Source organism: Bradyrhizobium sp. (assembly GCF_030654605.1).
Lineage (GTDB): Bacteria > Pseudomonadota > Alphaproteobacteria > Rhizobiales > Xanthobacteraceae > Bradyrhizobium.
This window is the reverse complement of the sequence record NZ_JAURXB010000060.1, coordinates 26,830-41,555: the sequence shown is the minus strand read 5'-3', so window position 1 is coordinate 41,555 and position 14,726 is coordinate 26,830. Positions and strand designations below refer to the sequence as shown.

Here is a 14,726-nt window from a genome sequence, read left to right as displayed (position 1 = left end):
TCGCCGACATTGATTGGCGGCCAGGAATGACCACATGACCAATATGATACCCGCCTCACCAGCACCGGCAGCCAAGCCGAAGCCGCGCCCCCGTCCGCAGGTCATGAAGCTGACCGAAGCCGCCGCCCTTCGGATTACCGAACTGACCAGGCGCGCCGATTCCGAGATCGTCGGGCTTCGCGTCGGCATCAAGAACGGCGGCTGCGCCGGGCAATCCTACACCGTCGAATACGCCCATGAGGTCCGGCCGACCGACGAAGTCGTCGAGGACAAGGGCGTCATGATCCTGGTCGATCCCAAGGCGGTGCTGTTCCTGCTCGGCACCGAGATGGACTACAAGGCCGACAAGATGTCGGCGCAGTTCATCTTCAACAACCCGAACCAGACCGGCGCCTGCGGCTGCGGCGAATCGGTGCAGCTGACGGCCGCGAAGGCGGACGGCTGATTTAGCACAGGCCTATCATCCGTCGTCCCGGCCCCCGAGCCGGGACCCATAACCACCGGCGCCAGAAATCCAAAGAAGTTCTCGAACACCCTGCCGAAACGAGAATCCGCGGCGTATGGGCCCCGGCGTTCGCCGGGGCGACGGTGGAAAGATGGACCGCGATTTTCTGATCGATCTGTTTTCCGACTTCGGCCCGGTGACGATCCGCCCGATGTTTTCCGGCTTCGGCATTTCCGCCGATGGCATCAACTTCGCGCTGGCGCTGCGCGCCGGCCTGTTCTTTCGCGCCGACGCGCAGACCATTCCGCAATTCGAGGCGGAAGGGTCGACGCCGTTTTCGTATCAGACGCGGGCGAAGACCGTTGTCGTCAATTCGTACTGGCAGCTGCCGGCGCGGCTGTTCGACGATTCCGAGGAGCTGAGCATGTGGGCGAGGGCGGCCCTGGCCGCAGCCCAGCGCGCGGCGCTGCGCAAGCGGCCGAAGGCGAAGAAGGTGGCGAAGAAGGTTGCAGCCAAAGCGAAGGTTGCGGTCAAAAAGAAAAAGCCGCTGAAGCGAAAGAAATCCTCATCCTGAGGAGCCGCGCCTCTTTGCGCGGCGTCTCGAAGGATGGCGGCGGGCACCGGTCGCAGCCCCATGGTTCGAGACGCGCAAGAGCGCTCCTCACCATGAGGCTGTCGTTGGCGGACGCGATCGAATAAAACCTCACGCCACCTGGCTTTGGGTCTCGGCGGCGTATTCCGGATCGACTTCGCAGATCACCCGGTTGCGGCCGTTGCGCTTGGCGGCGTAGAGGCAGCCGTCGGCGCGTTCGATCAGTGAATCCGTATCGTCGCCCGGCTTCAGCATGGAAACGCCGACCGAGATGGTGACGCGTCCCAAAATCTCGCCGGTGGATTTCTTCTTCAGTTCCTTCGCCATCACGGCGCGGCGGATGTGGTCGGCAACCGTGAGCGCCTGGCGCAGCGCGGTGTTGGGCAGCACGACCGCGAATTCCTCGCCGCCGTAGCGGGCGGTGATATCCTGGCCCTTGATGGTCTGTTTCAGGGACATGCCGACCAGCCGCAGCACCTGATCGCCGGTGAGATGGCCATAGGAATCGTTGAACGATTTGAAGTGGTCGATGTCGAACATCAGCAGCGACAGCGGTTCGCCGCTGGCCAGCGCATTCTGCACCGCCATCTCGATCGAGCGGTCGAAATATTTGCGGTTGCCGAGGCCGGTCAGGGGATCGGTCAGGCTTTCCGCCCTGATCGCCTCGAGGCTCTGTTGCAGGTTGCTGATCTCGTTTTTCGACAGCGACAGCCGGTCTTCCAGCGCCTTGTTGGTGTCGCGCATCTCGCGGGTGGATTTCACCAGCGTCTCGACGATCGCCTTGATCTGTTCGCGGTCGCGCGCCACCGAGAGTTTTTGGGTCGCGCCGGACAGGCTGTCGTCGTAGCTCGCGGACATTCCGAGGGCATCGGAGATCAGCGTCATCACGTCGTCGATTTCGCCGATCACGCGCGCGCCGACCTTGTCGATGCGGTCGGTGGTCTTGATCTGGGAAAGGTAGGTTTCGTAGATCTGCTCGAGGTCCGCTTCGGTCAACTTGCCGTGGCGCGCCAGCGTCTCGTTGATGATCTTGTTGAGCGGTGAATTGTATCCGGTGGCGTAGACGTACCAGATTTCATAATTGCGGGGTACGGCGGTTTGCCGGAGCGACTTGATTTGGCCGAGCGCGACCTCGGCGAAGGCCATCGTACGTTCGTACTCGTCGAGCACCTTGATCACGGATCACGTCCCCAATATAGCGGGCAGCAATGCCCACTTTCCGGCGGCAATAACTAAAATTATCGCCGCCAAGTTAAGGGAGGATCATGAACGACCGGTAAACAGGTTCCCTACCGGTCTCTGGCTGAGGTTCAGCGGGCTTTAACCTGACTTCAGACCCTGGCGCGGACCGGCCGCAGCAGGAACGCCGGAAGATGCGAGTGATCGGCGGGCTCGGACGCGGGTTCGTGCTTGTTTTTCGGTGCTTCGGCCCGCCCGATCGATGGCGTGCGCGAGGGCGGCGGCGCCGTTGGCGGCGTGAATTCGGCCACGGATGTCTGGGGCTTCGGCTCGGCGTGACGGTCGCCGCTCGGGCGCCGGGGTTCGCGTTCACGTCGCGGCTTGCGGGCATCCTGCGCACCATCACGCGGATTCTCGCGTGAGCGTTCTCTCGAACCTTCCTTTGCACCGTGGCGTCCGCGCGATTGGCGGGGACGTTCGGTCTCCGTGCCGGCCGGCGTCGCCGCGGCATCGGCCGGCTCGGTGGCGCCGAGGCCCTCGAGGTGGGGAATGCTTTGTCCGATCAGCTTTTCGATCGCGACCATGGATTTCTGATCGAGCGAGGTGACCAGGGAGATCGCGGTGCCGGCGCGGCCGGCGCGGCCGGTACGGCCGATGCGGTGGACGTAGTCGTCGGCGTGGTGCGGTACGTCGAAGTTGAAGACGTGGCTGACGGCGGGAATGTCGAGCCCGCGCGCGGCGACGTCGGAGGCGACCAGCAGCGGGATTTCACCGTTGCGGAACTGGTTGAGCGCCAGGGTGCGCGCCGACTGTTCCATGTCGCCATGCAGGGCGCCGACGCTGAAGCCGTGCTTCTCCAGTGATTTGTAAAGCAACGCCACTTCGCGCTTGCGATTGCAGAAGATAATCGCGTTTTGCAGATCCTTGGCATCGCGCAGCAGGCGGCGCAGGATGTCGCGCTTGTCATGCGGCTCGCGGCCGACCGTGACCTGGAACTGGGACACACCGACGGCGGTGGTCGCGGGCCTGGAAACTTCGATCTTCTCGGGATTGTGCAGGAAGGTCTCGGTGATGCGGCGGATTTCCGGCGGCATCGTCGCGGTGAAGAACAGCGTCTGCCGGGTGAACGGGATCATCTTGCAGATCCGTTCGATGTCGGGAATGAAGCCCATGTCCAGCATGCGGTCGGCTTCGTCGATGACGAGCAGTTCGACGCCGGTGAGCAAGAGGCCGCCACGCTCGGTGTGGTCGAGCAGCCGGCCGGGGGTGGCGATCAGGACGTCGACGCCGCGCGTCAGCTTGGTGTCCTGGTCGCCGAAGGAGACGCCGCCGATCAGGAGGGCGACGTTGAGCTTCTGGCCGACGCCGTATTTATCGAACTGTTCCTTGACCTGGGCGGCGAGCTCGCGGGTCGGTTCCAGGATCAGGGTGCGGGGCATTCGGGCCCGGGCGCGGCCCTTTTCCAGCATGGTGAGCATTGGAAGGACGAAGGCAGCGGTCTTGCCGGTGCCGGTCTGGGCGATACCGAGAACGTCCCGGCGGGCCAGAACATGGGGAATCGCCTGTTCCTGAATGGGGGTGGGGGTGGTGTAACCGGTGGCCGCGACGGCGGCGAGCACCTTATCGGACAAGCCGAGATGGGTAAAAGACATTGAGCCTCTGGTCGAAACCGCCGCTTGGAATCTCGGAAAAAGACTGTCGCGCCCAACCCCGGAACGGCACGCAAATTTGCTCGGGATTATCGGATACGCAGACAGGCGGCTTACTCGAGGCATCGCGTTTCGATACCGGGCCGCGTCAGGCCGGAACATAGGGCCGAATTGGCTAAAGTCAATGGAGCCGCCGTGGGAAGGGCGGAAAAGCTTAATGTTTTTGCATGAATACCGGTCGAATCACCAGATGTAACGGATCACGCCCTTGCCGGCATAGCTGCGGGTGGCGTCCGGGAATTCGCCTTCAAAGGTGCCGGCTACCGACCAGCCGTTCATCCATTTCAGTTCGGCCGAGGCGGTCGTCAGCGCGGAGTTGCCAGCCTGCCTTGCGCCCTGAAGTCGCCCGGAGAGGCGCCGTGCGCGGCCTGGAATGCCCGGTAGAACGTCGCAAGGCTCTCAAAGCCGCTGGCGAAGGCGATCTGGGAAATCGACCGCTCCGGCGCCTCTTTCAACAGGCGGCGGCTTTCCCCGATGCGTTGCGCGGTCACGGTTTGCGCGAAGCTCATGCCGGATGCTTCGAACAAGGCGTAGAGGTGACGAACCGAGATCCCGAGCAGCCCGGCCACGAAGGCCGGCGACAGCGCCGCGTTGGCCAGATGGCGTGTGATCAGCCGACGGGCGAGCGACAGGTGTCCGACCCGGATGGCGGCCAGCGCCGCGCGGCTGGCCGGCCGGACGAGACCGCGCTCGACCAACGCAAGCTGCGCCAGCGCCTCAACCAGTGGCGTGGTGACAACAGGATCGCCCCCGTCGTCGGCTTCGGTCAGATCCGCGAAGCAGGACTCCAGCAGCGGTGTCAGCGATGGCTGGCTGCAGAACGGCTTTGGAAAGAGGTTGGGCGGGTCAGCATGACGTGCGATCAAGTCGGCCGCCGGCAGCTTGAGAACGCGCAGATGAAAGCCATCGTCGGCGAGCGGTGCCGTGCGGTAGGGCACGTCGGTATGGCTGGTGGCGAAATTCCCCTGGCGCAGGGCAAATTCGTCGCTGCCATTGACGCCGAACCAGCCGCCGCCGCCGAGCTGCTGATAGATGCACAGACTAGCGCCCGGGGCATGGGCGATGTCGGCGGCGGTGCGTTCGACGCGATAGGGCGAGGCGCGCAATTCGATCAGGCTGGCGGTGCCGATTTTTCGCAGCGAGAACTCACCGGAAAATTGCGGACGCCGCTCCGGTTCGAGTTCGGCCGTCACCCCGAACAGTCCCCTGGCACGAACCTCGCGCCAATGGTCGAAGCGGTGCGTCGGCTCGACCTGATCGGTAGACCATTTGTACACGGCGCTGCGCCTTGAATCCGCCAAGGGAATTTGAATAAGAATAAATTCCGAGGATCGTATCATGGACGCCGCAACAACGGCACATGGCCGGCCTGACTGTTTTTGGGTGCCGATCACCGCATTTCCGGCGCGGGCCACGGGATTGAACCGTTGGCGCGGGTATACCGACTACGGCATAGGATGGCTGGCACGGGCCGTGGATGAGTCGTGCGGGCAGGGAACTCCATGATGCGTTGGCTTTCCAGATTTCTGGCGATCGGCAGTATTGCGGCCACCGTGCTGGCGCTTGCCGCCCCTGCGCAGGCGGAAATGCGCGTCGCGCTGGTCGTCGGCAACAACGACTACCGGAACGTTCCGAAACTGCAGAAGGCGGTCAACGACGCCCGCACCATGGGCGATACGCTGAAGCAGCTCGGCTTTACCGTGATGGTCGCGGAGAACCAGACGCGCGCCGCCTTCAGCCAGACGCTGCTGGCGTTCGACAAGGCGGTCGGGCCCGGCGACACCGCGTTCTTCTTCTATGCCGGCCACGGTTTCGAGATCGCGGGCCAGAACTTCCTGCTTCCGACCGACGTGCCGCCCGCGACCGAGGGGCAGGAAGAACTGGTGCGCGACGCATCAGTTCTCGCTGACCGCATCATCGAGCGGCTGCAGAACAAGAAGGTGCGCACCGCGATCCTGGTGTTCGATGCCTGCCGCAACAATCCGTTCGAACGCCAGGGCACCCGTGCGGTCGCCGGTGGCGGCGGCCTCGCGCCGATGACGCAATTGCCCGAAGGCGTGTTCTCGATCTTCTCAGCGGGCCCCCGGCAGACCGCGCTCGATCGTCTCTCCAACAATGACGACAATCCCAATTCGGTGTTCACGCGAACGTTCGCCAGGCAGCTCACGGAGCCGGGCGCCAACCTGGTCCAGGTTGCGCAGCGCACGCGGCGCCTGGTCAGCGAACTCGCGGAGACCGTGCGCCACAAGCAGATCCCGGTCTATTTCGACCAGATGGTCGACGACGTGTTCCTCAACGGTCTGGCCAGGAAGCCCGCAGAGTCGCCGGCCGAAGCGGCGGCGCAACCCGCAAAATCGGCCGAGCCGCTGCAGCAGGTCGCGGCACTGCCGCCGGTGCAGCGCCTCGCGCCGGCGAACGAGTCCGTCAATGCGCCGATCGCCGCGTTCTCGCGCCACAATGGCGGCTGGACCGTGGTGTTCTCGATCGCCGACCCGACGCTGGGGATTTCCTGGCGGATCGGCGAGACCAGCACCTTCCGCGAGACCGGCTTCATCGACACGCTCGATCCGCGCACCCGCAAGCGGATGCCCAATCCCTCGATCGAGCTTCCCGCCGACGCGCCGGCGGCCACCATCCAGGTCCGCTATGTCGACGCCCAGGGCGAATTGCAGGGGCCGTTCCCGATCCGGTTCGATCCCGAGGCCGCGCTGATCCGCGACCAGCGCAAGATCCTCGACATGACCGCGACCAGCTGGCTGTCGTTCCGCGAGTTCAACGGGCTGCTGGTCTATTACACGCACCTGATGTCGTATCGCTGCGCGATCCGCGAAGTGCGCGTCGGCATCGACAGTGCGGTGCCGGACAAGGTGCTGAAAATGCCGCCCTGCGATCCCAGGGATCCCAGCGCGATTCCGCACGCGTCGCAGCCCTATCTGAAACTCGCGCCCGCAACCAGATCGGTCTCGGTGGAATTGACCTACCGCGACGGCAGCGTGTCGGAGATCAAGAGCTTTCGGCGCTAGTGGATGCGAAGTCGAACGCCGACAGCAGGCGCGATTGTGAGACCCCGAACAATCCAGGCGAAATTTGCTTGCTCACCCGCGCGGTTCCTGAATAGGCTTCGGTCGTACCGGACGCTGAGAGATCGTATTGCCATGGGTGCGACCCGACGAATGCTTGCAACGCTTGTTGCTGCAGGCCTGCTGCTGTCGGGCGTCCAGGCGCTTTGCGCGCAGGAAGGCAAAGGCGCCGCCGAGCCGGCGGAGCATGGCAGCCTCGCCGACTTTATCCATGGGTCGCCGCGGCAGCCCACTGAAGTCTGGTTACGCGCGGCGGGCGGGCGCATCTACGACAATTGGTGGGAATCGCTGGATCGCAAGAAGCCCGAAAGCACGCACCCCGCCTATCCGAAGAGCGGGCGGCGCTCGGGCGCGAACACCTGGCGCTGTGTGGAATGTCACGGCTGGGACTACAACGGCAAGGACGGACTGTACGGCAGCGGCGAGCGGTATACCGGCATCACGGGCATACGCCGGGCCTTCGGACGAGACGTGAAGCGGATCATGACGCTGCTGCGGGCGGCCCCTCACGGCTACAAGGAAGACATGATCAATGACGAGGAATTGCGGCGCGTCGCGATCTTCGTCAGCCGGGGCCAGGACAATGCCGATCGTCTGATCGACCTGAAAACCGGGAACGCAAAAGGCGATCCTGCGCGAGGCGCCGGGCTGTTCCAGACCACATGCGCCGCCTGCCACGGCTTCGACGGTCGCGCACTCAACTGGGGCACCGACAAGGAGCCGGCGTATATCGGCACCGAGGCCAACAGCTTCCCGCACGAGGTGCTGCACAAGATTCGCAACGCACATCCGGGCGCGGCGATGATCAACCTGCGCGGCTTTCCTCTCAAGGATGCCATCGATGTTCTGGCATTCGCCCGGACCTTGCCGTCGAAGTGACCGGAACATGTTCTTCGTGCGCCTGAACCCGGCGCCGCGCGCCTGCGGTTGATCCACCGCAATGGCATGACGTGTCGCGGCGGTACAATTACCATATGGATCGTCCGGCGCGCGTCCGATTGCAAGGATCCGGTATGCCAAAGGATCGAGATCGCTACGACACGGTGTCGATCGTCCTGCATTGGAGCGTGGGAATTTCGATCATCGCGATCGCGGCGATCGCCGCTGCCGGTCACCGAGCCCGTTGCCGTGGCTGCGGGGCATCACCGCGCGTCGGGTCGGCCGTCGGGGGCGGCCCGTGCATGCCCATTCGCCGGTAGCTCCGCACCGCTAACAACGGCGAGCGCTACTGTTCATGGGGTTGTTTTCGAGATTCTTCTCTGGAGGCCCCTGCGGCAGGCGCAGCCACGGCTGCGCACGGGATCGCCGGCCCTAGCCCATGATCGAGAACCCGCCATCGACCGGGATCGCGGTGCCGGTGACGAAGTCCGAGGCGCTCGATGACAGAAACACCGCGATGCCCGCGAAGTCGGCGATGGCGCCCCAGCGCGCCGCCGGCGTGCGCGCCAGCACCTTGTCGTGCAGGCCGTCGATCTCTGCGCGGGCGCGCCTGGTCAGGTCGGTGTCGATCCAGCCCGGCAGGATGGCGTTGGCCTGGATATTGTCAGCGGCCCAGGCCACTGCGCAGGAGCGGGTGAACTGCACGATGCCGCCCTTGCTGGCGGCATAGGCCGGCGCGAAGCTGGTGCCGAAGATCGACAGCATCGAGCCGATATTGATGATCTTGCCGCCGCCGGCCGCCTTCATGGCGGGGTGGGCCGCCTTCGAGCACAGGAAGGCGCTGGTGAGATTGGTCTTGATGACGCTGTCCCATTCCTCGAGTTCGAGCGCGTGCGGCGGCTTGCGGATGTTGATGCCGGCATTGTTGACGAGAATGTCGATGCGGCCGAGGTCTTTTGCGACGCGTTCGACCATGGCCGCGACATCAGCCTTGTCGGTGACGTCGGCGGTGACGGCGATCGCCTTGACGCCGCACGCCCTGAGTTCGGCGGCCGCGGCCGTCGATTTCGCTTCATTGCGCCCGACCACCGCTATGTCGGCGCCGGCTTCCGCCAGCCCCCGCGCCATGCCGAGCCCGATGCCGCCATTGCCGCCGGTGACGATGGCCACCTTGCCGGAGAGATCGAAGAGTTTGGTTGCCATGGCGGGTGTCCCTCTTTCTCGCGTCATGCCCGGCCTTGTGCCGGGCATCCACGTCTTTCTTTTCGCGGAATTCAAGCAGGAAAACGTGGATGGCCGGGACAAGCCCGGCCATGACGGGTCATGAGCGCCTGCCGCGCCAGATCAGGGTCGCCCCGAGCGCTGCCAGCGCGGCGCCGTACCAGGCCCACTGGGTCTGCTTGATCATGAAGCTCGATGCCGGCCAGGCGATCACGCCGGTGCCCTGGCCGATCCACAGCAGCCCGATCGCGAGTGCGAGGAAACCGATGATCGGAAGCCATATACGCATGGGTCTTGCTCGCTGGTAGCCGCAGAAATCGCGCGGCTGCCAGAGTGCTGCGCTTGTGCGGGGAGGGCAAGGGGGAGGAAACGACGACTCCGCCAGATCATCCTTCGGCAAGACACAAAAAAGCCCCGGCAAATGCCGGGGCTTTCGAGTTGGTCAGTTCGGGAGAGATCAGTACTTCGCGACGACCGGGCCACCCCAGTTGAAACGGTAAACCAGCTCGCTGCGGATGGTGTGGACGTACTTCTTGGAGTCGTCGGACCACTGGGTGGCGGCACCGGTCGCCACGAAGCGATAAGGATTGCTCTTCACGTCGAACTCCGAGAAGCGATACTCGGTCTTCCAGAACAGGCCGGGCAGGAAATTCAGCGCGTACTCATCGCCGGCGCCGATGTACCAGCCCTTGTAGGTCTGCTTGTCGGTGTAGAAAAACGAAGCGCCACCGGCGGGAGCTACGAAGAGGTTGTTGGTGTAGTTCTGCCGGTCAAAAGTCGCTTCCGTGTAGCCAACCGAGAAATAGGTCAGCAGGTTCGGAAGCGCGACCCAGCCCACGCGTCCGCCGAGCGACCATGCCGAGCTCATTTTCTCCTGACCAACCGTGCCCATAAAGCCGTTACCATGCTGGCCCTTGATGCTGGCGAAATCGTAGTCACCGTTTACACCAATGACGAAGCTGGTGCCCATGGCCGGGAATTGATAGTCACAACCCGCACCAACCGTGCCGAAGTAACCGCGGCCGCCGGCGGTTTCCGTCGCCGTGACCTGGGTTCGCGGTACGGTGAGGTTGTCGTAGGTGGTGTTTTCCTGGTTCCACATGCCGAAGCCACCGCCGCCGGCGATGTAGCAGCCGGTCCATGACGGCGCATAAGCGACCGGAGCAGGAGCTGCCTTGGCATAACGGGGAGCCATGTCGGCGGCGAGCGCCGGGGCGGTGAATGCCGCGATCGCGGTCAGTGCGACGACCAACTTTTTCATATTCGTTCCCCAGTAATTGGCGGTCGATCCGGACCAGCGTTTAATTTTCGAATTCGAAGAATCTCAAACCGTAGCCAAACTATAACCGGTTCCGTCCAAAATGCTGTTACCGGAGAAACACACTTGGCCGAAAACGAATGGAAGCAAATTTGCTGACAAAAACGGCAAATCTTCTCCGAAACGACGGAATCGAGCCATTTTAGGCGATCTTTGGCCCGTCCTGCGACCTAGACGTCCAGCAGATCCTCGCTGGCGAATTCGGCCTTGTCGGAAATGAAGGCGAAGCGGGCCTCGGCCCTGGTGCCCATCAGGCGCTCGACCGAATCGGCAGTGCCCTCGCGGTCATCGGCCAGCAGAACCACGCGCAGCATGGTGCGCTTGGCCGGGTCCATCGTGGTTTCCTTCAACTGCGCCGGCATCATCTCGCCGAGGCCTTTGAAGCGGCCGACATCGACCTTGGCGTTGGCGTTGAACTCGCTCTTCAGGAGCTGATCCTTGTGGGCGTCGTCGCGGGCGTAGATCGTTTTCGCGCCATGGGTCAGCCGATAGAGCGGGGGCACCGCGAGATAGAGATGCCCCTCGTCGATCAGCCGCGGCGTCTGCCGGTAGAAGAACGTGATCAGCAATGAAGCGATATGCGCGCCGTCGACGTCGGCATCGGTCATGATGATGATGCGGGAATAACGCAGGTCCTCCTCGCGGTAGTGCGCACCGATGCCGCAGCCGATCGCCTGCATCAGGTCGGCGAGCTGCGCGTTCGCGGTCAGCTTGTCCTTGGTGGCGGAAGCGACGTTGAGGATTTTCCCGCGCAACGGCAGGATCGCCTGGGTCTTGCGGTCGCGCGCCTGCTTGGCGCTGCCGCCGGCCGAGTCGCCCTCGACGATGAACAGCTCGGAGCCTTCCTGTGCGCTGTTGGTGCAGTCGGCGAGCTTGCCGGGCAGCCGCAGCTTCTTGACTGCGGTCTTGCGCGAGATTTCCTTCTCGGCGCGGCGGCGCAGCCGCTCGTCGGCGCGCTCGACGACGAAGTCCAGCAGCTTGTTGGCCTGCAGCGGATTGCCTGACAGCCAGTGGTCGAACGGGTCCTTGATCGCCTGCTCGACAATGCGCTGGGCTTCCGCGGTGGCGAGGCGGTCCTTGGTCTGACCCTGGAATTCCGGCTCGCGGACGAACACCGAGAGCATCACGGCGGCGCCGACCATGACGTCTTCCGAGACGATGGAGGCGGCGCGCTTGCCCTGGCCGACGCGTTCGGCGTGGTCCTTCAGGCCGCGCAGCATCGCGCTTCGCATGCCGGATTCGTGGGTGCCGCCGTCCTGCGTCGGCACCGTGTTGCAATAGGACGAGAGAAACCCGTCGGCGTCGGCGGTCCACGCGACCGCCCATTCGCAGGCGCCGTGGGCGCCGACCCGGCCGGACTTGCCGGAGAAGATGTCCGGATGCACCAGGGTGTCGGCATGAACGGCCGCGGCCAGATAATCCTTCAGGCCACCCGCGAAATGGAAGGTGTCCTCGGCCGGCACATCGTCGAGGCCCTTGAGCAGGGACGGATCGCAGCGCCAGCGGATTTCGACGCCGCCGAACAGATAGGCCTTGGAACGGGCCATCTTGAACAGCCGCTGCGGCTTGAAGGCGGCCTTGGCGCCGAAAATGTCGGTGTCCGGCTTGAACCGGATCCTCGTGCCGCGGCGGTTGTTGATCTTGCCGAGGTCTTCGAGCTTGCCCTTGGGATGGCCGCGCTCGAACGCCATGCGGTAGAGCTTCTGGCTGCGGGCGACCTCGACCTCGAGCCGCGAGGACAGCGCGTTGACCACGGAGACGCCGACGCCGTGCAGGCCGCCCGAGGTCTCATAGACCTTGGAGTCGAACTTGCCGCCGGAATGCAGCGTGCACATGATGACTTCGAGCGCGGATTTCTTCGGAAATTTCGGATGCGGGTCGACTGGAATGCCGCGGCCATTGTCCGACACCGTCAGGAAGCCGTCGGCGCCGAGCTCGACCTCGATGAAGGTGGCATGGCCGGCCAATGCCTCGTCCATGCAATTGTCGATGACTTCGGCGAACAAATGATGCAGCGCCTTCTCGTCGGTGCCGCCGATATACATGCCGGGCCGGCGCCGCACCGGCTCGAGGCCTTCGAGCACCTCGATGTCGGCCGCGGTATAGCCGGCTTCGGCGCTGGCAGCGCGCGAGGCGACCTTGAGGGGAGCGCGACCCTTTGGCTCGGCGCCCCCGAACAGATCGTTGTCCGTTTTGGTTTTAGCAGCTGATTTCAATGATTTGGCCATAGCTTTTCATGTGTTGCGCGCGCCCGCGGCGCAGCGAATCGATCTGCCTGACTATGCCATGGATGAGCTCAAAAAGTGACGGGCGGGCCGCTCGTTCCAAGTGAGCCGCAGTTCACGCGCGGTCCCCGGCTTTGTGACTTGATGTCGCGGAAGGGGGTGGTCTACCTGTCCTTGCATTGCAATCGCAGAAAGGTTCAATGCCCGTTCAATCAGCCGGCTGCCGGGGAAGGCTTTCTAAATATGGGAGATTTTACGCGCGCTGTGGCTGACTTCGTGCGCGACCATCAGGTCTGGGCGGCCCCCATCGTATTCGTGCTGGCGTTCGCCGAATCGCTCGCCTTTTTATCGCTGCTGGTCCCGGCCTGGGGGGCACTGGTGGCGATCGGTGCGCTGATCGGCGTCAGCGGCATCAGCTTCTGGCCGGTCTGGCTGGCCGGCGGGGTGGGCGCCGCACTCGGTGATTGGGTCTCCTACTGGTTTGGCTTCAAATACAAGGAACACGTCGCCGAGATGTGGCCGCTGTCGCGCTACCCGGAGTTGTTGCCGCGCGGCGAAGCCTTTGTGAAAGACTGGGGCGTGCCCAGCATTTTCATCGGGCGGTTTTTCGGACCGTTGCGGGCCTCGGTGCCGCTCGCTGCCGGGATATTCGAGATGCCGTACTGGCGGTTTCAAATTGCGAATTTTTCATCCGCGCTGGTCTGGTCGGCGGTGTTGCTGCTGTTCGGCGATGTGATGGCGCATATCGCCGGATGGCTGTGGCGGGCTGTCTGAGCGCGCACCGGTCGGCTGGAATATGCAGCGGGCAGGGGTGTTAGCCACTTTGGACGCCAGGTATTGCGCCGCGCCGGTGTGAGCATTGCGTTTGGAACACTGGTAAAGCCGGCCCGACACCGAGAAACGGGAATTCCGCGCTCATCGAACCAACTCACTGGGAGGACATCACGATGGAACTGACACGACGTCACGCACTCGCCGGAGCCGCCGCGCTCGCCGTCACGCCGCTGCTGCCGAATGTATCGGTCAAAGCCGCAGCACCTGCGGCCGACAAGCAGGCGCCCAGTTTTTATCGCTACAAGGTCGGCGACGCCCAGGTGAACGTCATCTCCGACGGCGTCAATAATTTTGCACTCGGCGATACCTTCGTGCTCAACGCGAAAAAGGACGAAGTCAACGCCGCGCTGGAAAAGGCGTTCATGCCGAAAGACAAGATGAGCATCCAGTTCGCGCCGCTGGTCATCAATACCGGCGGCAAGCTCGTGGTCGTCGACACCGGTAACGGCCCGGCGGCCTTTGCATCGAGCAAGGGCAATGTCGGGCAGTTCGCCAGCAACATGGCCGCCGCCGGGCTCGATCCAAAAGCCGTCGACATCGTGGTGATCTCGCATTTTCACGGCGACCACATCAACGGCCTGCTGACGGCAGACAATGTGCTGGCATTCCCGAATGCCGAAGTGCTGGTGCCGGCCGCCGAGTGGAAGTATTTCATGGACGATGGCGAGATGGCCAAGCAGACCAGCGACCGCATGAAGGGCGTCTTCGCCAATGCCCGTCGCGTTTTCGACGCGGGATTGAAGAAGAAGGTGACGCCCTACGAAATGGGCAAGGACGTCGCGCCCGGGCTGCAATCAGTGGCTTCGTTCGGCCACACGCCGGGCCACACCTCGTTCATTCTGTCGTCCGGTTCCGACAAGGTGTTCATCCAGTCCGACGTCACCAACCTTCCGGCGCTGTTCGTCAAAAATCCAGGTTGGCATTTGATGTTCGACCAGGACCCGGCGATGGCGGAAGCGACCCGCCGCAAGGTCTACGACATGCTGGTGGCCGACAAGATGCGGGTCCAGGGCTTCCACTATCCGTTCCCGGCCAATGGTTATGTCGAGAAGGATGGCAACGGCTACCGGCTGGTGCCGGCGCCGTGGAGCCCCGTGATCTGACACTTTGCGGTCATTCCGGGGCACGGGCAAAGTGAGCGAACCTCAGATGTGCAATTGCACATCGGGGAATCTCGAGATTCCGGGTTTGGTCCTATGGACCACCCCGGAATGACGTTCACTCATCTTGACGAAAACAGCGCC

At 63.7% G+C, this 14,726-nt stretch carries 13 protein-coding genes; 6 read left to right on the top strand and 7 right to left on the bottom strand.

All coding sequences use genetic code 11. The features are described 5' to 3' along the window. Window positions 1-34 precede the first annotated feature (34 nt). Both Q7U29_RS05130 and Q7U29_RS05125 read left to right on the top strand, forming a co-directional pair. Entirely contained in the window at window positions 35-445 is a 411-nt protein-coding gene (locus tag Q7U29_RS05130; RefSeq protein WP_304739178.1) for an iron-sulfur cluster assembly accessory protein, read from the top strand. A gap of 151 nt (window positions 446-596) precedes the next feature. Next, window positions 597-1,019: a TfoX/Sxy family protein gene (locus Q7U29_RS05125; protein ID WP_304739177.1), complete on the top strand. Its 423-nt coding sequence runs from the start codon at window positions 597-599 to the stop codon at window positions 1,017-1,019. A gap of 129 nt (window positions 1,020-1,148) precedes the next feature. Here Q7U29_RS05125 and Q7U29_RS05120 read toward each other — a convergent pair whose 3' ends face one another. The 3 genes from Q7U29_RS05120 to Q7U29_RS05110 form a co-directional block, all read right to left on the bottom strand. Then, window positions 1,149-2,216, bottom strand: coding sequence for a GGDEF domain-containing protein (locus Q7U29_RS05120; protein ID WP_304739175.1), 1,068 nt, complete (start codon window positions 2,214-2,216; stop codon window positions 1,149-1,151). A gap of 152 nt (window positions 2,217-2,368) precedes the next feature. Next, complete coding sequence (locus tag Q7U29_RS05115) at window positions 2,369-3,868, bottom strand: DEAD/DEAH box helicase (RefSeq protein WP_304739172.1); 1,500 nt, start codon at window positions 3,866-3,868, stop codon at window positions 2,369-2,371. Window positions 3,869-4,230: 362 nt separating this feature from the next. After that, window positions 4,231-5,202 carry a helix-turn-helix domain-containing protein gene (locus tag Q7U29_RS05110; protein WP_304739171.1) on the bottom strand — a complete coding sequence of 324 codons (972 nt, stop codon included), beginning with the start codon at window positions 5,200-5,202 and terminating at the stop codon, window positions 4,231-4,233. Between the two features lie 228 nt (window positions 5,203-5,430). On the opposite strand from Q7U29_RS05110, the gene Q7U29_RS05105 reads away from it, so the two are divergent. Further along, on the top strand, window positions 5,431-6,948 hold the full coding sequence (locus tag Q7U29_RS05105; protein ID WP_304739218.1) for a caspase family protein: 1,518 nt from the start codon (window positions 5,431-5,433) through the stop codon (window positions 6,946-6,948). A gap of 132 nt (window positions 6,949-7,080) precedes the next feature. Beyond that, a complete protein-coding gene (locus tag Q7U29_RS05100) occupies window positions 7,081-7,884 on the top strand; it encodes a c-type cytochrome (RefSeq protein ID WP_304739169.1) in 804 nt (267 codons plus the stop codon). A gap of 432 nt (window positions 7,885-8,316) precedes the next feature. Here Q7U29_RS05100 and Q7U29_RS05095 read toward each other — a convergent pair whose 3' ends face one another. The 4 genes from Q7U29_RS05095 to parE all read right to left on the bottom strand — a co-directional run bounded on the left by Q7U29_RS05095 (window position 8,317) and on the right by parE (window position 12,651). Beyond that, a complete protein-coding gene (locus Q7U29_RS05095) occupies window positions 8,317-9,087 on the bottom strand; it encodes an SDR family NAD(P)-dependent oxidoreductase (RefSeq protein ID WP_304739167.1) in 771 nt (256 codons plus the stop codon). A 118-nt stretch (window positions 9,088-9,205) separates the two neighbouring features. Continuing rightward, window positions 9,206-9,394: a hypothetical protein gene (locus tag Q7U29_RS05090; RefSeq protein ID WP_304739165.1), complete on the bottom strand. Its 189-nt coding sequence runs from the start codon at window positions 9,392-9,394 to the stop codon at window positions 9,206-9,208. Between the two features lie 168 nt (window positions 9,395-9,562). Then, window positions 9,563-10,366, bottom strand: a complete 804-nt coding sequence (locus tag Q7U29_RS05085; protein WP_304739164.1) for an outer membrane protein — start codon at window positions 10,364-10,366, stop codon at window positions 9,563-9,565. Between the two features lie 227 nt (window positions 10,367-10,593). Continuing rightward, window positions 10,594-12,651: a DNA topoisomerase IV subunit B gene (gene parE / locus Q7U29_RS05080; RefSeq protein ID WP_304739162.1), complete on the bottom strand. Its 2,058-nt coding sequence runs from the start codon at window positions 12,649-12,651 to the stop codon at window positions 10,594-10,596. A gap of 240 nt (window positions 12,652-12,891) precedes the next feature. On the opposite strand from parE, the gene Q7U29_RS05075 reads away from it, so the two are divergent. Beyond that, window positions 12,892-13,422 carry a DedA family protein gene (locus Q7U29_RS05075; RefSeq protein ID WP_304739216.1) on the top strand — a complete coding sequence of 177 codons (531 nt, stop codon included), beginning with the start codon at window positions 12,892-12,894 and terminating at the stop codon, window positions 13,420-13,422. A 173-nt stretch (window positions 13,423-13,595) separates the two neighbouring features. Further along, a complete protein-coding gene (locus Q7U29_RS05070) occupies window positions 13,596-14,585 on the top strand; it encodes an MBL fold metallo-hydrolase (protein WP_304739160.1) in 990 nt (329 codons plus the stop codon). Window positions 14,586-14,726: the final 141 nt, after the last annotated feature.